Origin of the sequence: Pseudomonas brassicacearum (assembly GCF_000585995.1) — a bacterium.
GTDB classification, from domain to species: Bacteria; Pseudomonadota; Gammaproteobacteria; order Pseudomonadales; family Pseudomonadaceae; genus Aquipseudomonas; species Aquipseudomonas brassicacearum_A.
Genome location: NZ_CP007410.1, coordinates 4,404,253 through 4,423,287, shown reverse-complemented (window position 1 = coordinate 4,423,287; position 19,035 = coordinate 4,404,253). Strand labels below are relative to the sequence as shown.

Sequence of the window (19,035 nt, the reverse complement as noted above, 5' to 3'; positions counted from 1 at the left end):
CCGAGCGGGAGCAAGCTCCCTCGCCACACAAGGCGCGTCCGCCAGAGTAGGGCGGTGTTACTGAGCCAACCACCCACCATCAATATTCCAAGCCGCGCCCCGCACCTGGCTGCCGGCTTCGCTGCACAGGAACAGCACCAACTCCCCCAGTTGCGGCGGGGTGACGAACTCCAGGGATGGCTGTTTCTCGGCCAGCAGATCATGCTGCGCCTGCTGCGGATCGACACCTGTGGCAATGCGGTCGTCGATCTGCTTTTGCACCAGTGGCGTCAGCACCCAGCCGGGGCAAATGGCATTGCACGTCACATTGCTGGTGGCGGTTTCCAGGCCGACCACTTTGGTCAGGCCGATCACTCCATGCTTGGCCGCGACATACGCGGCCTTGCCCACCGAGCCGACCTGGCCATGCACCGAGGCGACGTTGATGACCCGACCCCAGCCCTTGGCGCGCATGCCCGGCAGGCTCAGGCGGGTGGCGTGGAACACCGAGGACAGGTTGATGGCGATGATCGAGTCCCAGCGCTCCACCGGGAAATCTTCCACGGCGGCCACGTGCTGGATCCCGGCGTTGTTCACCAGGATGTCCACGCCGCCGAACTCGCGCTCGGCGTAGGCGAGCATGTCGGCGATCTGCGCCGGGTCGCTGACATCGGCGGGATGATGGCCGACCTTGCCGCCGAACTGTTTCACCTCGGCGATCACCGTCGAGGCATCGCCGAAGCCGTTGAGGATCAGGTCGGCACCGGCCTTGGCCAGGCTCAAGGCGATGCCCAGGCCGATGCCGCTGGTAGAGCCGGTGACCAGGGCGGTCTTGCCCGAAAGAGGAGTTGTCATAGGAACCTCACACAATGCCAGTGGCGTAGAACACACCGATCACGAAGAACACCGCGAGGGTCTTGATCAGCGTAATGCAGAAAATGTCTTTGTAGGCTTCCCGGTGGGTCAGCCCGGTGACGGCCAGCAAGGTGATCACCGCGCCGTTGTGGGGCAGGGTGTCCATGCCGCCGCTGGCCATGGCGGCGACGCGGTGCAGCACTTCCAGGGGAATGTTCGCGGCGTGGGCGGCGCTGATGAAGCTTTCGGACATCGCCGCCAGGGCGATGCTCATGCCGCCCGACGCGGAGCCGGTGATGCCCGCCAGCAGCGTGACGGTCACGGCTTCGTTGACCAGAGGGTTGGGAATGTTCTTGAGCCAGTCGGCCAGTACCAGGAAGCCCGGCAGCGAGGCGATTACCGCGCCGAAGCCGTATTCCGAAGCGGTGTTCATCGCTGCCAGCAATGCACCACCCACCGCGCTCTTGCTGCCTTCGGCCAATTTGCTGCGAATGGCCCGGAAGCCGAACAGCAGGACCATGATGATGCCCACCAGCAACGCCGCCTGCACGGCCCAGATCGCGGTGAGCTTGGCGATGTCACTGGTCACCGGTGTCGCCATGCCCGGCAGTGCCAGGCTATGGGTCTTGCCATACCACTGGGGGATCCACTGGGTGAACAGCAGGTTCATGATCCCCACCGCCAGCAGCGGCGAAACAGCGATCCAGGGGTTGGGCAGCTTGATGTCTTCGGCGGTTTCCGGCTCGTTGCGCAGTTCGGTGCCGTAGCCTTCACCCACGCGCTGGGCCTTGTTGCGCTGGCGCTGCAAAAACAGCATGCCGAGGCTGAACACAAAGATCGTACCGATCACGCCCAGCCACGGCGCGGCCCAGGCCGTGGTGTTGAAGAAGGTACTGGGGATGATGTTCTGGATTTGCGGCGTACCGGGCAGGGCGTCCATGGTGAACGAGAACGCACCCAGGGCGATGGTGGCCGGGATCAAGCGCTTGGGAATATTGCTCTGGCGGAACATCTCGGCGGCAAACGGGTAGACCGCGAACACCACCACAAACAGCGACACGCCGCCATAGGTCAGTAGGGCGCAAACCAGCACGATCACCAACATAGCCTGGCGCGTCCCCAGCAAGCGAATCGCCGCGGCAACGATGGAGCGGGAGAAGCCCGACAACTCGATCAGCTTGCCGAACACCGCGCCGAGCAGGAACACCGGGAAATACAGTTTGATGAAGCCGACCATTTTCTCCATGAACACCCCGGTGAACGCAGGGGCGACGGCGGAAGGGTCGGTGAGCAGGACGGCGCCGAGGGCGGCGATGGGGGCAAAGAGGATAACGCTGTAGCCACGGTAGGCGGCGACCATCAGCAGCGCGAGGGCTGCCAAGGCAATGATCACACTCATGGTGTGTCTCCTGGATTGTTATTGTTGTGATGAAGCTGTGGGAGAGGCTTTAGCGAGTTCTGTGCCAGGTTGGTAACTTTATGAAATATAAGGAAATTATGAAATTTCGCCGAGCAGGTTTGGAGTTTTGTCTCTGTTTTGAGATTTTGTGGGCTGTGCTGGTCTCATCGCGAGCAAGCTCGCTCCCACAGGTTGACCGTGTTTATTGGGATGACGCCGTCCACTGTGGGAGCGAGCTTGCTCGCGATAGAGCGCAAAGCGCTCCAAAACCGGTAGTCTATGTTTTGAGAATAAAGTCTCTTTATTGAGACTATGCAATCCCCAACGCCACCATTTTCTTGTACAGCGTCGACCGGCCCAGCCCCAACCGCTCAGCCGCTTCGACTACCTTGCCCCCGCATTGCGCGAGGGTGGTTTCGATCAGGTGCCGGTCGAATCGCGCCCGGGCCTGGCTAAAGGTTTCATGGGGCAGCGGCTCAAGGCTCGGGCTCGCCGTGCGGGTGACCGGTGTGAACGTGCCGATGGCCGCACGGATGTCCGCCGCCGTGAGCACCAGGTCATCACTGAGCAACGCGGCCCGTTCCAATACGTTGCGCAGTTCGCGGATGTTGCCCGGCCAGGCGTGTTGGCTCAGCAGGTCCAGTGCATCGCGGTTCAGTTCATGCTGGCTGCGCAGTTCTTCGAGGATCGCCTCGCTCAGGGCGGGCAGGTCATCCAGGCGTTCGCGCAGCGGTGGGACCTGGATCGGCAGCACGTTGAGGCGGTAATACAAGTCGGCGCGAAACTCCCCGCGCTTGATGGCCGCTTCCAAATCCATGGACGTGGCGGCGATCACTCGCACATCGCTTTGCAGCACCTCGTTGGAACCCACTGGTTCGTATTCCTTTTCCTGGAGCACCCGCAGCAGTTTGCTTTGCAGCGGCAACGGCATGTCGCCGATCTCATCGAGGAACAGTGTGCCGCCCTGGGCAATCTGCAGTTTACCGGCGCGGCCCTTGCGATCGGCACCGGTGAAGGCCCCTGGAGCGGTACCGAAGAACTCGGCTTCCAGCAGCGATTCAGGAATCGCCGCGCTGTTGATGCTGACGAACGCCTTGTGCGCCCGGGGCGAAGCGCTGTGGATGGCCTGGGCCAGCAGCTCCTTGCCGGTGCCGGTTTCGCCGAGCAGCAACACTGGCGAATCGGCGCTGGCGCTGCGCCGGGCACGCCGCTTGACCTCCAGTCCGGCGTTGCTGGTGCCAATGAAATGAGCGAAGTTGTACTTGGTTTGTCGTGCCCGCAACAACGAGCGAGTGGAGGCCAGTTCTTCCTGCATGCTCAGGTAGCGCTTGAGCATCGGCGACAGGCTGCGCAACTCATCGAACAAGGCAAAACCGATGGCACCGATCACCGCCCCCGCGCTGTCATGGATCGGCAGGCGCATCACCACCAGCGGTTCCTTGGGTGTGTCCTGCATGTCCAGCAGGATCGGCCGCCCGGTACGCACCACTTCCCGCAACAGGCTGCCGGGGATCACGCTCTCGCATGCGCGACCGATGGCTTCCTGCGCCGAGTTCAGGCCGAAGCGCCGGGCATAGCGTTCGTTCATCCAGACGATATTCGCATCGCGGTCGACAATCACCGTGCCTTCGCTGGACTGCTCGATGATCTCGAACAACGAACGGATCGCCAGCGTGCGTACGCGCTTGTAATCCTTGAGGCTTTCGGTGGGGTTCATCGGGCATTTCCAGAGAGGAGGGGTTTGTCGTCGCCACCGTGCGCGGCGATGAACATGGCGACGGCCGACCGGCAATAGGATTCGATTTCGTTGTCGTCCTCTGCTCTCGCCTCATCGAAGCGCGCGATCATCAGCAGATCGGATCCTTTGAAAAGCGCGGCAAACAAGCGGGCGGACCCCAGGGGATCGGGCACGTTCAGCACCGCCTTCGCGTGCAACTGACGCAACAGGGCCTCGATCTGAGCGATGACATAGGCGGGGCCGGCTTCGTAATGGAGCTTGCTTAGCGACTTTTGATTGGTATTGGCGGCCACGATCATGGCTTCGACACTGCGCACATCCGGGCTCAACAACGTGCGAAGCAGGGATGTTCCCACCGCCATGAGTTGATCTGCCGCCGAACCGCCGACGCCTTCAATAAGGGTCTGTGGCGCAAACTGCTGGCAGTGGGCTGCGATGGCCGCGCTGAACAGCGCCTCCTTGTTCTCGAAGTGCCGATAGATGCTGAGTTTGGAGATCTTCGCCCGCTGGGCGACCTTGTCCATTGTCGTCGCTTGAAAACCCAATTCCGCAAAAAGTTCGCCCGCGGCGTCGACTATCGTTTGGCCAAGCGCCTCGTTGGCGGGACGGCCGCGCCGGGTCTGGTTGTTTTCGGTCATAAAAAATTCCAGTACTTGACAGTATTCTAATTCTTGAATTACGGTACTTCAAAGTATCTTAAAGCTGCAAGCCAATCTTCCTTCATCCATACGCGGAGCCTATCATCATGAATGACGTCATCATCATCGGCGGCAGCTTTGCCGGGCTTGCCGCCGCCCTGCAGCTCGGCCGTGCCCGCCGCAAGGTCACCGTTCTCGATACCGGCCTGCCGCGCAATCGCTTCGCCGACCACTCTCATGGCCTGCTCGGCCACGACCACAAGCCACCGCTGGAGATTCTGGCCGAGGCGCGGCAGCAGCTGGCGCGCTATCCCACAATCCAGCTGGTCACTGCCCGGGCCGAGAGCGTCTCCGGCGCCATCGACGATTTCTCCGTTCTCACGGGCGAGGGCGAAAGCCTCAGGGCGCGCCGCCTGATCCTGAGCTATGGCGTCGCCGACCAGATGCCTGAACTTCCCGGTTTTGCCGAAGGCTGGGGAACCTCCATCGTGCCTTGTCCCTATTGCGACGGCTTTGAAGTTGCCGGCCGGCATTGGGGCCTCGTCTGGTCCGGCCCGCCGTCGCACAACTACGTCAGGCTGTACCACGACTGGACCGACACATTGACGGTATTCGCCAACGGTCACGACATTCCACCCGACATCCAGACCGATCTGGCGCGCCGCGGCATCCCTGTCGTCGATGGCCGGATCACCGAAATCGACCATGACGAGAGCCATAACGCCACCGTCAGGCTCGACGTCGGTCCCTCTGTTGCGGTCGACATCCTTTTCGCGCATCCGCGCAACAAGCCGTCCGCACGCCTGCATGAATCGCTGGGCCTCGCCACGGTCGATACGCCCCAGGGCATCGTCCTCAAGGTCGACGAGCGCCGCGAAACCAGCGTGCCCGGCATCTACGCCGCCGGCGACCTCGCCAGCCTCGGAATGCCCTCGGTCACCACGGCATCATGGCAAGGCGCGACGGCGGGCATCTCCGCCCAGCAGTCGATGCTGGTTTGAGGGCAAGCAGCATCGATCACCCCAGTTTCAATTGCACAATAGACAGGAGCGCCACCATGCCCGCCATAAAACCATTCAAACCTCTAGACGAGAAATTTCCGTTTGACCGCCAACTCGGTATCGCGGCCGCGCCTCTCGTGCTTATCAACCTCTTCATGGTCGTCGATCCCGCCGATGAAGCGGGCTTTCTGGACGCTTTCAAGGCAGCTGCCGAGATCATAACGAAGCAACCGGGCTTCATTTCCATGCAATTACATCGAGCGATCGGCGATAGCCCGACTTACCTGAACTATGTGGTGTGGGAATCTACCGAGGCGGTCCGCGCCGCCTTCACTGATCCCGCGTTCCTCGCGAAACTTCCAGCATATCCGTCATCCGTTGTAGCCAGCCCGCACCTGTTCCAGAAGGTCGCCGTCCCCGGCTTTTGCGTGGCCTGAAGAACGAATCAAGACGAGGAGATGTCATGACAGAGCAAAATGCCTATCAAGTCGCCGACTGGAATGGCCAAAGCGGTGAGTACTGGGCCGCCAACCAGGCCCGGCTCGACGCCATGTTTGCGGTGTTCGGCCAGGCTGCGATCGAAGCCGCCGCCCCCGCTACGGGGGAACGCGTGCTAGACGTCGGTTGCGGCGCGGGCGCGTCGAGTCTGGAACTGGCGGGCCGCGTCGGCGCGGGCGGCCATGTGCTGGGCGTGGACATATCCGAACCGCTGATCGGCCGAGCGCGTGCGCTGGCGCCACAGGATACGCCGGCCCAGTTCCGGGTAGCCGACGCCAGCAGCGCCGAGCTGCCTGAGGGCGCGTTCGACATCCTGTTCTCGCGTTTCGGGGTGATGTTCTTCGACGATCCGACTGGGGCGTTTGCCCATATGCGGCGTGCGCTGCGGCCGGGCGGGCGGGTCGCTTTCGTCTGCTGGCGCGGCGTGGCCGAGAACGATTGGGTGCGCCTGCCGATGGGCGCGATCAAGGACATCGTCCCGCTACCCGCGCCGCCCGGTCCCGAAGCGCCCGGTCCGTTCTCGTTCGGTGACCGGGGGCGGCTGACACGCATCCTGACGACGGCCGGCTTCACCGATATCGCTATCGCGCCCTTCGATGCTGCCATCCCGTTCGGCGAGGGCGGGACGCGGGACGCGGCGATCGACGACGCGGTGAAGATGGCGTTCGAGGGCGGCCCATTGTCGCTGCTGCTCGCTCATCAGCCCGACGACATCCGCGCCCGCGCCTGGGCCGCGGTTCGTGCTGCCTTCGCGGGCCTCCCTGGCGAGCGGTCGGTGATGATGGACGGCGCGGCGTGGATCGTCATGGCACGCAATCCGACAAGCTGACGGATTACCCGGGATGCGCCGCCGCCAACAGCTCCTGGGTGTAGGGATGCTGGGGTGAGTCGAACACGTCATGGCTGGCGCCTTGCTCGACCACTTTACCGTCCTTGATCACGATCATGTCGTGGGCCAGGGCGCGAATCACTGCCAGGTCGTGGCTGATGAACAGGTAGGTCAAGTCGTACTTCTGCTGGAGCTGACGGAGCAGGGCGACGACTTGTTTCTGCACGGTGCGGTCCAGTGCCGAGGTGGGTTCGTCCAGCAAAATCAACGCTGGCTTGAGCACCAGAGCCCGGGCAATGGCGATGCGCTGGCGCTGGCCGCCGGAGAACTCGTGGGGGTAGCGATGACGGGTCGAAGGGTCGAGGCCGACCTCCTTGAGGGCCTGGATCACTCGGGCTTCACACTGTTCGGGGCTGGAAGGCTGGTGGACCTCCAGGCCCTCGCTGATGATCTGCTGCACCGACATGCGCGGGCTGAGGCTGCCGAAGGGGTCCTGGAACACCACCTGCATCTGCTTGCGCCACGGCCGCAGCGCTTTCTGCGACAGATGATCGAGGGCCTGGCCCTGGAAGCGAATGCTGCCTTCGGACTCGATCAGCCGCAGGATCGCCTGGCCGAGGGTGGACTTGCCGGAGCCGGATTCGCCGACGATGCCCAGGGTCTTGCCGCGTTGGATGTTCAGGCTGATACCGTCCACAGCGTGCAGGTATTCCTTGCGCCGGAACAGCCCGCCCCCCAGGGGAAAGCTCACGTGCAGGTCTTGTACCTGCAACACGTCCTCGCGGTCGTCCCGGGGCAGGGCCTCGCCTTCCGGTTCGGCGTGCAGCAGCTCGCAGCTGTAGGGGTGTTTCGGCGCGCTGAAGAGGGTTTCGCAAGGCGCCTGTTCGACGATTTCGCCGTCTTTCATCACGCACACCCGCTGGGCGATGCTGCGCACCAGGTTCAGGTCGTGGCTGATCAATAACATGGACATGCCAAGCCGTTGCTGCAGCGACTTGAGCAGCAGCAGAATCTTGCGCTGCACGGTCACGTCCAATGCGGTGGTTGGTTCGTCGGCAATCAACAGTTCCGGCTCGCAGGCCAGCGCCATGGCGATGATGACCCGCTGTCGCTGACCGCCGGACAGTTGATGGGGGTAGGCCTTGAGTCGCTCGACAGGGTTCTGAATGCCAACCAGGGCCAGCAGTTCCAGAATGCGTTGGCGCGCCGCTTTACCCCCCAGGCCCTTGTGCAGCATCAGCGTTTCACCGATCTGCTTTTCGACGCTGTGCAGTGGGTTCAGCGACGTCATTGGCTCCTGGAAGATCATCGCGATCCGATTGCCGCGCAGCTCCCGCAGGGCCTGGGTGTCGGCCCCCACCAGTTCCTGGCCGCGATAACGAATGCTGCCGCTGGTGTGGGCTTCATTCTCGGGCAGCAATTGCAGGATCGAGTGTGCGGTCACCGACTTGCCCGAGCCCGACTCGCCCACCAGCGCCAGGCACTCGCCGGGGCGGATGTCCAGGCACAGGTTGCGCACCACGGTTTGGTCGTTGAAGGCCACGTTCAGGTCGCGGATTTCGATCAGGTTGTCGCTCATCTCAAGGTCCCGCTTCATGGCTGTTTTCAAGAGCGTGGATCGAACGCGTCTCGCAACGCCTCGCCGATAAATACCAACAGGGAAAGAATCAGCGCCAGGGTAAAGAACGCCGTCAGTCCCAGCCATGGCGCTTGCAGGTTCTGTTTGCCCTGGCCGATCAACTCGCCCAGCGACGCGCTGCCGGCCGGCATGCCGAAGCCGAGGAAGTCCAGGGCCGTGAGTGTCGAGATCGCCCCGGTGAGAATGAAAGGCAGGTAGCTCAGGGTGGCGTTCATCGCATTGGGCAGGATGTGCCGGACGATCACCTTGCGGTCGCTGAGCCCAAGGGCCCTGGCGGCTTTCACATATTCGAGGTTGCGCCCGCGCAGGAACTCGGCCCGTACCACGTCTACCAGGGCCAGCCAGGAAAACAGCGCCATGATCCCCAGCAGCCACCAGAAATTCGGCTCCACGAAGCCGGACAGAATGATCAGCAGGTAGAGCACCGGCAGCCCGGACCAGACTTCCAGCAAACGCTGCCCCAGCAAATCTACCCAGCCGCCGTAATAACCTTGCAACGCACCCGCGGCAATGCCGATCAGCGCGCTGATGGCGGTTAGCACCAGGGCGAACAGGATCGACACCCTGGCCCCGAAGATCACCCGGGCCAGCACGTCCCGGGACTGGTCATCGGTGCCCAGCCAGTTCACCGATGAGGGCGGGCTCGGGGCGGGCTGGTTGAGGTCATAGTTGGGCGTGTCGTCGCTGAACGGGATCGGTGGGAACAATAGCCAGCCGCCGTCCTTGTGAATCAGGTTCTGCACGTAGCTGCTGCGGTAGTCGGCCTGGAACGGCAATTGCCCGCCAAACTCCTGTTCGGTGTGGCGCTTGAACACCGGGAAATACAGCGAGCCCTGGTAGCTCACCACCAGCGGCTTGTCATTGGCGATCAGTTCGCCGCCCAGGGTCAGGATGAACAGGCCGATGAACAGCCACAGCGACCACCAGCCCCGACGGTTTTTCTTGAAACGCTCGAAGCGCCGGCGGCCCAAGGGTGAAAACTTGAACATCAGGCGTTCCTCGCGGCGAAGTCGATGCGCGGGTCCACCAGGGTGTAGCAGAGGTCGCCGAGGAGTTTGATGAGCAGGCCGAACAGCGTGAAGATGAACAGCGAACCAAACACCACCGGATAGTCCCGGGACACGGCGGCCTCGTAGCTCATGCGTCCCAGGCCATCGAGGGAAAAGATCACCTCGATCAGCAGCGAGCCGGCGAAGAACACGCTGATGAACGCCTGGGGAAGGCCGGACACCACCAGCAGCATTGCGTTGCGGAACACGTGGCCATACAGCACTCGTTGTTCGCTCATGCCCTTGGCCCGTGCCGTGACCACGTATTGGCGGGTGATTTCGTTGAGGAACGAGTTCTTGGTCAGGATCGTCAGGGTGGCGAAGCCGCCGATCACCAGTGACGTCACCGGTAGCACCAAATGCCAGAAATAATCGGCCACCTTGCCCAGCGTCGACAGGGACTCGAAGTTATCCGACACCAGCCCGCGCACCGGAAACCAGTTCAACGACGTGCCGCCGGCGAACATCACGATCAGGAACATCGCGAAGAGGAACGCCGGCATGGCATAGCCAATGATGATGGCCGTGCTGCTCCACACATCGAACGCGGAACCGTGACGCACGGCCTTGCGGATCCCCAAGGGAATCGACACCAAGTAGGTGATCAGTGTTGCCCAGAGCCCGAGGGAAATGGTCACCGGCATTTTCTCCAGGATCAGGTCGGTGACCGTGGCGCCGCGGAAGAAGCTTTTACCGAAGTCCAGGCGGGCGTAGCTGCTGAGCATCAGCCACAAGCGCTCATGGGCCGGTTTGTCGAAACCGTATTGTTTTTCGATGTCCTTGATCAGCTGTGGATCGAGGCCGCGACTGGCGCGGGAACTGCTGGTCATGGTGTTGCTCGAACTGCCGACGCTGGCGCCGCCGATGCCCTGCAGGTGAGCGATGGCCTGTTCCACCGGCCCGCCTGGCGCGGCCTGCACGATGACGAAGTTCACCAGCAGAATGATCACCAGGGTCGGAATGATCAGCAGCAGGCGCCGCGCGATATAAGCCCACATCAACGCGGCCCTCCGGGTGTGCCGCGCTTGAGGCGCTCAGCGGTCATCTGCTCGTTGGTCAGCGGCGTGGTGCTGATCTCCCACCAGCTTTCGATGGCTTCGTCGTTACTGGCTTGCACCTTCGGAATGCCGAAGCGGTTCCACCATACGGTCGAGCTGCCCGGCGGGTAATAGTTGGGGATCCAGTAGTAGTTCCATTGCAGCACCCGGTCCAGGGCGCGGGCGTGGCGGAGCATGTCGGCCTTGGTCGTGGCCTTGACCAGACCGTCGATCAGGGCATCCACCGCCGGGTTCTTCAGGGCCATGTAATTGTTGGCCCCCGGGTCGTTGGCCGCCGCTGAGCCAAAGTAGTTGTAGAGTTCCATGCCCGGTGAGGTGCTGACGGGGTAGCCGGTGATGATCATGTCGTAGTCACGGCTCATCAGGCGATTGACGTATTGGGACGCGTCGATGCGCCGGATGCTCATGTCGATGCCAATCTGCGCCAGGGTGCGCTTGTAGGGCAGCAGCAGGCGATCCAAACCGTTCTGGGTGTTCAGGAAGGTGAAACTCAGCGGCTCGCCCTCGGCATTCACCAGGCGGTCGCCGTCGGGTTTCCAGCCGGCTTCTTCCAGCAAGGCCAGGGCTTGCAATTGTTTGTCGCGGATCACGCCGCTGCCGTCGGTCCTAGGGGCCTGGAAGACCTCGGTGAAGACTTCGTCGGGTATTTGTCCGCGCAACGGTTCGAGGATCGCCAGCTCGCCGGCATCGGGCAGTTGTCGGGCCGCGAGGTCAGTGTTGGAGAAATAACTCTGCTGACGTACATAGAGGTTGCGCATCATCTGGCGGTTGCTCCATTCGAAATCCCAGAGCATGGCCAGGGCCTGGCGTACACGGCGATCCTGGAACTGCGGCTTTTGCAGGTTGAACACGAAACCCTGGGCGGTCTGGGGCGCCTCGGTGGCCAGGTGGGCCTTTTGCAAGCGACCGTCGCGCAGGGCCGGGCTGTCATAGCCGATGGAAAAGCCGGTGGCGGAGAATTCGCGGTTGTAATCATAGGCGCCGCCGCGCAGCACTTGGCGGGCCACGTCGGTGTCGCCAAAGTACTCGATGCTGAAATGGTCGAAATTGTAGAGCCCGCGGCTGACCGGCAGGTCCTTGCCCCACCAGTCGGCATTGCGCTCGAAGGTAATGCTGCGCCCGGAATCGACCTTGCCGACCCGGTATGGACCGCTGCCCAGTGGCGCCTCGTAGCCGCCTCCGCTGGCAAAGTCGCGGGTCTTCCACCAATGTTCGGGGAAGACCGGCAGGGTGGCGATGTCGAGGGGCAGGGTGCGGCTTTCGTTGTTCTTGAAGTCGAACCGAACGGTGCGCTCGGATTCCACCTCGACCCCTTTGACGGCCGCGAGCTGGGTGCGATAGCGTAAGCTGCCCTGGGTCATCAGCAACTCGAAGCTGTAGCGCACGTCCTGGGCGGTGATGGGCTTGCCATCGGCGAAGCGGGCCTTGGGGTTCAGGTAGAAACGCAGGGACAGGCCGTCGTCGGCGCGCTCCATCTTCTCAGCCACCAGGCCGTAGACGGTATAGGGTTCATCCAGCGAACGCTGGGCCAGTGGCGAATACAACAGCCCATCGATCTGGCTGACGCCGATGCCTTTGTCGATGTAGGGCAGCACATGGTCGAAATGGCCGATCTCGATGGCCGAGCGGCGCATGGTCCCGCCTTTGGGCGCCAGGGGATTGGTGTAGGCGAAATGGCTGAAGCCCTGGGGGTACTTGGCCGGTTCGCCATAGACGGTCAGGGCATGTTGCGGTGCGGCATTCACGCCAACGGCGCCTGTCAGCAGGGCCACGGCAGTGAAGAGCAGTGAAGGGAACGCCAGTCGCATTGTCAGCCTTAAAGCCGGGTGATCGATGAGCACGATTTGTACGCGAGCGGCGCATGGATCGCCAGCCCTGTGTGACCCAAACACAACGGCCCACCGAAGGGCGGGCCGTCATGTCGATAAAACGGGATCAGTCCTGGCGGCTGGTCACTTCCAGCAGGTGATAACCGAACTGGGTCTTGACCGGGCCCTGGACCACATTGATCGGGGCGCTGAAGACCACGGTGTCGAATTCCTTGACCATCTGGCCCGGACCGAACGAACCCAGGTCACCGCCTTGACGGCTGGATGGGCACGAGGAGTTGGCCTTGGCGACTTCGGCGAAATCGGCGCCGCCTTCGATCTGGGCTTTGAGTTCGTTGCACTTGTCTTCGGTGGCAACCAGGATGTGGCGGGCAGTGGCTTTGGCCATGGGGTCATTCCTTTCGATATTTTTTGAAGGTGTTGAGCCTACCGGATTCATTGACGGATTGTTGTCAAAATTGCGTCAAAACCTTGAACCTGGCGATCAAAGGCCGGCTTTGCGCAAGCGCTCGGCGTGGCGCAGATAAAGCTCCGTCGGGTCGATATCCTTGCGCAATTTTTCGGCTCCTGGGTGGAGGGTGTCCATGTGGTCCATGGGATAGTCGGAGCGAATGACCTTGCCCAGGTGCGAGCTGAAGCGCCCGACCAGGCCGTCGTTCTGCCCGGCTTCGGTAATGAAGTATTCGGAAAAGGCACGGCAGAACGCATGCGAGGGATTCGTTGCATCGAGTCTTTCCTCCGGCGCGTCTGGCAACGTGCCGCTCCATGAGTAGTAGCGCACGCCGTTGACCTTGTCCGGACCGTGTTCCCCCCAGTTCCTTGGCAGGCCTTGGGGATATTTGTCGTTGAAGGCGCCCACACCTTCGGTGGTCAGGGCTTTTAATGCTGCGATGGCGGCTGGCGGGAGCTGCGTCTGGCCATTGAGCAAGGAGATGAAATCGGCGAAAAGCGTGGCGATTTTACTCGCTACATGTCCCGGCAGCCGTCCGGGGGTGAGGGCCTTGAGCAGGAAATCAGCCAGTTCGGAACCATGGTTGGGACCGCTGACCGACGTCACCGAGGCAACCCTGTCGGGTGCCAGTGCGGCGGCATAGCGGGCGGCCAGCGCACCTTGGCTATGGCCGATCAGGTTGACTTTGGCCGCGCCGGTACTGTCCAGGATCCGATCCATCTGCGCCAGCAGCTGTTCGCCCCGGGCCTCATTGGAATGGGTGGCCGACAAATACGGGATGAACACCCGGGCACCGGCCAGGCGTAGTGCTTGTTTGATGCCCTGGAAAAGTTCGAAGCCGCCGATCCTGTCAAACCCGAACAACCCATGGACCAGCAGGATGGGAAATTGAGTGGTTGCATTCCGTTGCATGTTCGTACCTTTTTCGAAGAGGTTCACGTTGAGATTGCGACGTCACTCTAATGCAGGCTTTTGCTCGGCGGTGTAGGAAGAAACCGCAGTGACTCACTGAAACTGGAATAAAAGAAGTAGGAAGAATTGGAAGGGAAGCCGACGGAGCGAAAGGTGTCTGGATACTTCCGATAGCGCCTGTGGTTTGCAGCTACAGCTTCAAGCGCCAGGGACCACTGATGCCGCTGCCTTGTCTGACTGCGGGGTGGGGGCGGTGGGGTTTTAATGGCTTTGTCGGGCGCCGTCATGTGGACGGTGCCTTCATCCAAGGACTGGAGCTTATGCATGACCACTTATCGATCCGCCCAACGAACCCTGCTCAGATCGCCAGCGAAGCTGTCGGCGCCTTCTCTGCCTGCCGCCAAGGGCGGGGTGATCAATCCCGCCTGGAGGAAAGCGGTCATCACCGTGAAGCCTTATCCGCTGATGGCGTGTGGGGATGAGGTGTTGCTGTGTTGGCTAGGGCTCAATTCAGACGGCCAGCCCTACTGGCATGAAGAAAGCCGGTTCGTGACGGAGCGCCAGGTTGGGCGAGACCTCGTTTTCGTCGTACGAGAGCGGCATATCGCCGAGCTGGATGGCGGCTCGCTGGCGATTTCCTACCAAGTGACTGGCAAGCAATTGCCGGCCACGCTGGACTCGGAGCTCCTTCAACTGCAGATCGGCGACGCACCCTTGCAACTGCTGGCCGGCGTTGCCGACGATGCGGTGGGCGGCAGCCTTGATCCGGCTCGGGTGCCAGAAGGCACGCGTTTGACCGTCCGGCCCTATCCCAGAATGGCCGTAGGGGACCGCCTGATCCTGATTGCCAGCCGGGAGGCCAAGGCGCTCTGGCGCGATGTGCTGGAGATCGAGGCCCACGCAATCGGCCGCGAGGTATCGTTCTGGATCGATCATTCAAATATCGCCCCCCATGTCGGCCACGAACTGAGCTTGGCTTATGTTGTCCGGCACGGGCATTCGGTACGCCGCGCCGAGCCCTTGTCGTTGCACATAGGCCCTCTGCTGCGTCCTGCGTTGAAGGCGCCTCGTATCCTGGGGTTGGCGGAGGGTGTGTTGGAGGTCGATGAGCTTCAGGGTGGACTGACGGTGGTCATCGACGGCGCTGGACTTGAGGCGGGGGAGCTGGTCTGGTTCCAGTGCAATGGCAACTACGCCCACGTCGAAGAGCGGGAAATTACCGAGGCCACGGCCGGTCAGCCGCTCAACTTTGTCGTGCCTGCGGCGTATTGGCAGGACCAGCGTGACCGATCGGTGCGCCTGTTTTATCAGGTCGAGCGCCTGGATGACGTCAGCCAGCAATCCGGCTGGGTCACGGTCCAGGTGCGTTCCAAGGTGCAGAGTTGAACAGATGCAGAACCCGTGGCGAGGGAGCTTGCTCCCGCTGGGCTGCGCAGCAGCCCTTTTGTGTGAGCGCTTCGCACGCAAGCGGGAGCAAGTTCCCTCGCCACATAACCCAGGAAAGTCTCAAGTGGACAGCAATTTCCCATGGGCCTGGCGCAACAGCTGCTCGGTGGCTTCCCAACCCAGGCAACCGTCGGTGACCGAGACGCCGTAGCGCATCGACGGGCCCAGCGGCTGGCAGCCTTCGAACAGGTGACTTTCCAGCATCATGCCGATGAGGGAGCGGTTGCCTTGCAGCCGTTGCTCCAGCACGTCATTGAACACCTGCGGCTGGCGTAACGGGTCTTTGCCACTGTTGGCATGGCTGCAATCGACCATGATCCGCGCCGGTATCTTCAGTCGGGTCAGGTCGTTGTGGATCTGGGCGACGCTCTGGCGGTCATAGTTCGGCCCGCGATGGCCGCCGCGCAGCACCAGGTGGGTGTCGGGGTTGCCTGGCGTTTGGATGATCGCCGGATGGCCCTGGCTGTCGACCCCGAAATGCCGATGAGGATGGGCCGCCGAACGCATGGCATCGCAGGCAATGCCGACCCCGCCGTCCGTGCCGTTCTTGAAACCCACTGGCATGCCCAGGCCGCTGGCCATTTCCCGGTGGATCTGTGATTCGGTAGTACGAGCGCCAATGGCGACCCAACTGAGCAGGTCATCGAAGTAGCTGGCGGCCATGGGTTGCAACAGCTCGGTGGCAACGGGCAGGCCAAGCAGCAGCACCTCGCGCATCAGCTCCCGGGACAGCGTCAGGCCGGCGGCCATGTCATCGCTGCCGTCCAGGCCCGGATCGTAGGCCAGGCCTTTCCAGCCCACGGTCGTGCGGGGCTTTTCCACGTAGGCGCGCATCACCAGCAGCATGCTGTCGCTCACGTCGTGGGCAACACGCGCCAGGTTGGCGGCGTATTCGAGGGCGGATTTCGGGTCGTGGATGGAGCAGGGGCCGACGATGACCAACAGGCGAGCGTCTTTTCCGTCGAGGATCGCGCGGACGGCCTGGCGATGGGCCTCGACTTGCTGGCTCAGCGCGGTGCTGAGGGGCAATTGATGCTTGAGCTGCAAAGAGCTGGGCAGACGCAGGGTCAGCGCTTCATTGGCAGGGTTGAGCGTGGACAACGGCAAAGCGGAGACGGACGAATTCATGATCTGGCTTCCTGGACGAGCGGCGGGTTCGTTCCCGCGCGCCGGCCCTAGTGGGGTGTTCGACAATTGGCCGTATTGGCCCGCAATTGAGGCTTGCCACCGGTAGGTGACCGATCGGAGGCGGCAGGCTGTCCCGAGCGGTGGCTGGTAAATCGCCAGGCGGAAAAACTGTCGTAACGGTAATAAGTGGCGTAGTTCATGGCTCAATCCTCAATATGTCGGTGTTGCAAATGTTATGGCCGGAAAAAACAAAACCCCCGGTCGGGAGGCCGACCGGGGGTTTGAAAACTCTGGAAGGCGACCCGTTTAAAATGGGCGCCGGTTGGGTATCAGGCGCGCCAGTGGCTAAACCAATACCCAAAATAAAAGCTGGCCGGAGTGCGCACGCTGTTCACCCAGGCAGCCGCAACCGAGCGCGGGGCGCTGGCGGTTTGAAGCGGTGAGAGGGCGTTGAACATGGTCTGTCTCCGATGGATGGCCCCGAGCTTACTAGACGGCGGTGTGTCGGTTCAATCAGAAAATTCTATCGCCGACATGCAATTGTTCAGCCCGGCTTGAGTCCGGTGGGCTTTATGACAAACTTCAGTCTTGCGCCACCTTCCAGGATAACCATGACCGCCACAGCCTTCGCCGCCGCCCAGTCGATTTCCATCGCCGGGGATGTCCACGCCAATCTCTTGCGCCATCAGCGCTTCATGCAAGCCGCCGCTGAACAGAACGTGCAGTTGCTGGTGTTTCCCGAACTGTCACTCACCGGCTACGAGCGCGGCCTGGCGGCGGACCTGGCCATCCTGCCGCAGGACGCCGTACTGCAACCGCTGCGTGACCTGGCGCGCGAGCTTGGCCTGACCGCGGTGGTTGGCATGCCGATTCGCCTTGCGGTAGACGCGCCGGTATTGATCGGTGCGTTGGTGCTCGGCGCCGACGGCTCCCTCGGGGTGTACAGCAAGCAGCATTTGCACCCAGGGGAAGAGGTCGCCTTCGCCCCGGGCCACGGCGGCTCGATGTTGGCGATGGGCCAGGATCACATCGCGCTGGCGGTGTGTGCCGATTTCTCTCACCGCAGCCATGCCGCCGCCGCAGCCGGGCAGGGCGCTACGCTGTATGCAGCCGGCGTATTGATCACCGAAGGTGGCTACGTGCCCGATACGACGTTGTTGCAAGGTTATGCCAAGCAACATGCCATGACCGTCCTGATGGCCAATCATGGTGGCGCTACCGGTGGCTGGGAGTCGGCCGGCCGCAGTGCGGTATGGGGTCCGGACGGTTCGCTGATCGCGGCAGCCCCGGGAGCGGGGGATTTGTTGGTGATTGCTCGCCGCGACGCTGATGGTTGGGTAGGGCAAGTCATGCTGGTGGCAACCCTTTGATGAGGTGCCCATGAGCTTCCAGTGGCGTGCGGCAACGACCGCCGACATCGACTTCGCCCGTAAACTGACCTGCGACAACATGCTTCCCTATTACCTCAAACATGATTTGCTGTGGCAGGACGAAGCGTTCGACTTGGCCTGGATCATTCGCCAGAACTGGATCATCTGCCGTGGGGACCAGAGGCTGGGCTTAGCCAGCCTCAGCCGGGACGCTCGGGCCCTGTATATCCGAGAATTACAGATCGATAAGGCCTTTCGTGGGCAGGGCGCCGGTACCTGGGCGATCGGACAGGTTTGGCACATGATGACGCTGGAGCGTCGGCCGGCGCTGCGGCTGACGGTTTTCAAAGGTAATCCGGCCAGGGCGCTGTATGAGCGCATGGGGCTGCGTGTTGTCGGCGAGGATGAGTGTTTCCTGAGGATGCAGCGAGACGCCGGGGCTTGAGGCCTCGCAGAGTGCGACGCATGAAGATGCGTTGTAACTTTTATCTGTCCCTTGGCGCTAGGTCTGTCGATTGCTTTTTTGCTAAGGTGTGGGGCAACCCAAATAAGACCAAATCGTGAGGTGTCTGCTTGATTAGGGTGTTAGTGGTCGACGACCACGATCTCGTCCGTACGGGCATTACACGAATGCTGGCTGATATCGACGGTCTGCAGGTGGTAGGCCAGGCTGAATCCGGTGAAGAGGCGCTGATCAAGGCGCGTGAATTGAAACCCGACGTGGTGTTGATGGACGTCAAGATGCCCGGCATCGGCGGTCTTGAAGCCACGCGTAAACTGCTGCGCAGTCACCCGGACATCAAGGTGGTCGCGGTAACCGTCTGCGAAGAAGATCCGTTCCCCACGCGGTTGTTGCAGGCTGGCGCGGCGGGTTACCTCACCAAGGGCGCCGGTTTGAACGAGATGGTCCAGGCCATTCGTCTGGTTTTTGCCGGGCAGCGCTACATCAGCCCGCAAATCGCCCAGCAGTTGGCGATCAAGTCGTTCCAGCCGACCAACGATTCGCCCTTCGACGCATTGTCGGAGCGGGAAATCCAGATTGCCTTGATGATCGTCGGTTGCCAAAAGGTGCAGATCATCTCCGATAAGCTGTGCTTGTCGCCCAAAACCGTCAACACCTACCGTTACCGTATCTTCGAGAAACTATCGATCAGCAGCGACGTCGAGTTGACACTGCTGGCGGTGCGCCATGGCATGGTCGATGCCAGCGCCTGAA

At 62.1% G+C, this 19,035-nt stretch carries 19 protein-coding genes; 7 read left to right on the top strand and 12 right to left on the bottom strand.

Annotated features, from left to right (window positions below; genetic code table 11):
- Positions 1–57: 57 nt before the first annotated feature.
- The 4 genes from CD58_RS18750 to CD58_RS18735 all read right to left on the bottom strand — a co-directional run bounded on the left by CD58_RS18750 (position 58) and on the right by CD58_RS18735 (position 4,609).
- Positions 58–834, bottom strand: coding sequence for a 3-hydroxybutyrate dehydrogenase (locus CD58_RS18750; protein WP_025214530.1), 777 nt, complete (start codon positions 832–834; stop codon positions 58–60).
- A gap of 7 nt (positions 835–841) precedes the next feature.
- Positions 842–2,233 (bottom strand): GntP family permease, encoded by a 1,392-nt coding sequence (locus tag CD58_RS18745; RefSeq protein WP_025214529.1) that lies wholly within the window; start codon positions 2,231–2,233, stop codon positions 842–844.
- A gap of 310 nt (positions 2,234–2,543) precedes the next feature.
- On the bottom strand, positions 2,544–3,950 hold the full coding sequence (locus tag CD58_RS18740) for a sigma-54 interaction domain-containing protein (RefSeq protein ID WP_038436696.1): 1,407 nt from the start codon (positions 3,948–3,950) through the stop codon (positions 2,544–2,546).
- The gene (locus tag CD58_RS18735) at positions 3,947–4,609 is read right to left on the bottom strand and encodes a TetR/AcrR family transcriptional regulator (RefSeq protein ID WP_025214528.1); all 663 of its coding nucleotides are present in this window, start codon (positions 4,607–4,609) and stop codon (positions 3,947–3,949) included. Before CD58_RS18735 ends, CD58_RS18740 begins: the two co-directional genes overlap by 4 nt.
- A 107-nt stretch (positions 4,610–4,716) precedes the next feature.
- Here CD58_RS18735 and CD58_RS18730 point away from each other — a divergent pair, with 107 nt between their 5' ends.
- From CD58_RS18730 to CD58_RS18720, 3 genes are read left to right on the top strand one after another with little or no spacing between them, the layout of a single operon-like run.
- Entirely contained in the window at positions 4,717–5,610 is an 894-nt protein-coding gene (locus CD58_RS18730; protein WP_025214527.1) for an NAD(P)/FAD-dependent oxidoreductase, read from the top strand.
- 56 nt (positions 5,611–5,666) lie between these two features.
- Positions 5,667–6,047, top strand: a complete 381-nt coding sequence (locus tag CD58_RS18725) for an antibiotic biosynthesis monooxygenase family protein (protein WP_025214526.1) — start codon at positions 5,667–5,669, stop codon at positions 6,045–6,047.
- Between the two features lie 26 nt (positions 6,048–6,073).
- Positions 6,074–6,937 (top strand): class I SAM-dependent methyltransferase, encoded by an 864-nt coding sequence (locus CD58_RS18720; RefSeq protein ID WP_025214525.1) that lies wholly within the window; start codon positions 6,074–6,076, stop codon positions 6,935–6,937.
- A 4-nt stretch (positions 6,938–6,941) separates the two neighbouring features.
- Here CD58_RS18720 and CD58_RS18715 read toward each other — a convergent pair whose 3' ends face one another.
- From CD58_RS18715 to CD58_RS18690, 6 genes are all read right to left on the bottom strand, one after another.
- Positions 6,942–8,516 (bottom strand): ABC transporter ATP-binding protein, encoded by a 1,575-nt coding sequence (locus CD58_RS18715; RefSeq protein WP_025214524.1) that lies wholly within the window; start codon positions 8,514–8,516, stop codon positions 6,942–6,944.
- Positions 8,517–8,542: 26 nt separating this feature from the next.
- Entirely contained in the window at positions 8,543–9,565 is a 1,023-nt protein-coding gene (locus tag CD58_RS18710; protein ID WP_025214523.1) for an ABC transporter permease, read from the bottom strand.
- Positions 9,565–10,623 carry a microcin C ABC transporter permease YejB gene (locus tag CD58_RS18705; protein ID WP_025214522.1) on the bottom strand — a complete coding sequence of 353 codons (1,059 nt, stop codon included), beginning with the start codon at positions 10,621–10,623 and terminating at the stop codon, positions 9,565–9,567. The genes CD58_RS18710 and CD58_RS18705 overlap by 1 nt, the downstream gene beginning before the upstream one ends.
- Positions 10,623–12,491, bottom strand: a complete 1,869-nt coding sequence (locus CD58_RS18700; protein WP_025214521.1) for an extracellular solute-binding protein — start codon at positions 12,489–12,491, stop codon at positions 10,623–10,625. Before CD58_RS18700 ends, CD58_RS18705 begins: the two co-directional genes overlap by 1 nt.
- 127 nt (positions 12,492–12,618) lie before the next feature.
- On the bottom strand, positions 12,619–12,951 hold the full coding sequence (locus CD58_RS18695) for a peptidylprolyl isomerase (protein WP_080712584.1): 333 nt from the start codon (positions 12,949–12,951) through the stop codon (positions 12,619–12,621).
- Positions 12,952–12,996: 45 nt separating this feature from the next.
- Positions 12,997–13,875: an esterase/lipase family protein gene (locus tag CD58_RS18690; RefSeq protein ID WP_025214520.1), complete on the bottom strand. Its 879-nt coding sequence runs from the start codon at positions 13,873–13,875 to the stop codon at positions 12,997–12,999.
- Between the two features lie 324 nt (positions 13,876–14,199).
- Between CD58_RS18690 and CD58_RS18685 the strand changes: the two genes are divergently transcribed.
- Positions 14,200–15,261: a hypothetical protein gene (locus CD58_RS18685; protein ID WP_025214519.1), complete on the top strand. Its 1,062-nt coding sequence runs from the start codon at positions 14,200–14,202 to the stop codon at positions 15,259–15,261.
- A 120-nt stretch (positions 15,262–15,381) separates the two neighbouring features.
- On the opposite strand, the gene CD58_RS18680 is transcribed toward CD58_RS18685, so the two are convergent.
- Positions 15,382–16,449: a 3-deoxy-7-phosphoheptulonate synthase gene (locus CD58_RS18680; RefSeq protein WP_025214518.1), complete on the bottom strand. Its 1,068-nt coding sequence runs from the start codon at positions 16,447–16,449 to the stop codon at positions 15,382–15,384.
- Between the two features lie 47 nt (positions 16,450–16,496).
- Positions 16,497–16,649, bottom strand: a complete 153-nt coding sequence (locus tag CD58_RS31265; protein WP_200868888.1) for a hypothetical protein — start codon at positions 16,647–16,649, stop codon at positions 16,497–16,499.
- Between the two features lie 411 nt (positions 16,650–17,060).
- Here CD58_RS31265 and CD58_RS18675 point away from each other — a divergent pair, with 411 nt between their 5' ends.
- The 3 genes from CD58_RS18675 (at position 17,061) to uvrY (ending at position 19,034) form a co-directional block, all read left to right on the top strand.
- The gene (locus CD58_RS18675) at positions 17,061–17,819 is read left to right on the top strand and encodes a carbon-nitrogen hydrolase family protein (RefSeq protein WP_025214517.1); all 759 of its coding nucleotides are present in this window, start codon (positions 17,061–17,063) and stop codon (positions 17,817–17,819) included.
- A gap of 10 nt (positions 17,820–17,829) precedes the next feature.
- Positions 17,830–18,264: a GNAT family N-acetyltransferase gene (locus CD58_RS18670; protein ID WP_025214516.1), complete on the top strand. Its 435-nt coding sequence runs from the start codon at positions 17,830–17,832 to the stop codon at positions 18,262–18,264.
- Between the two features lie 128 nt (positions 18,265–18,392).
- Entirely contained in the window at positions 18,393–19,034 is a 642-nt protein-coding gene (gene uvrY, locus CD58_RS18665; protein WP_003182764.1) for a UvrY/SirA/GacA family response regulator transcription factor, read from the top strand.
- The last annotated feature ends 1 nt before the right edge of the window (position 19,035 follow it).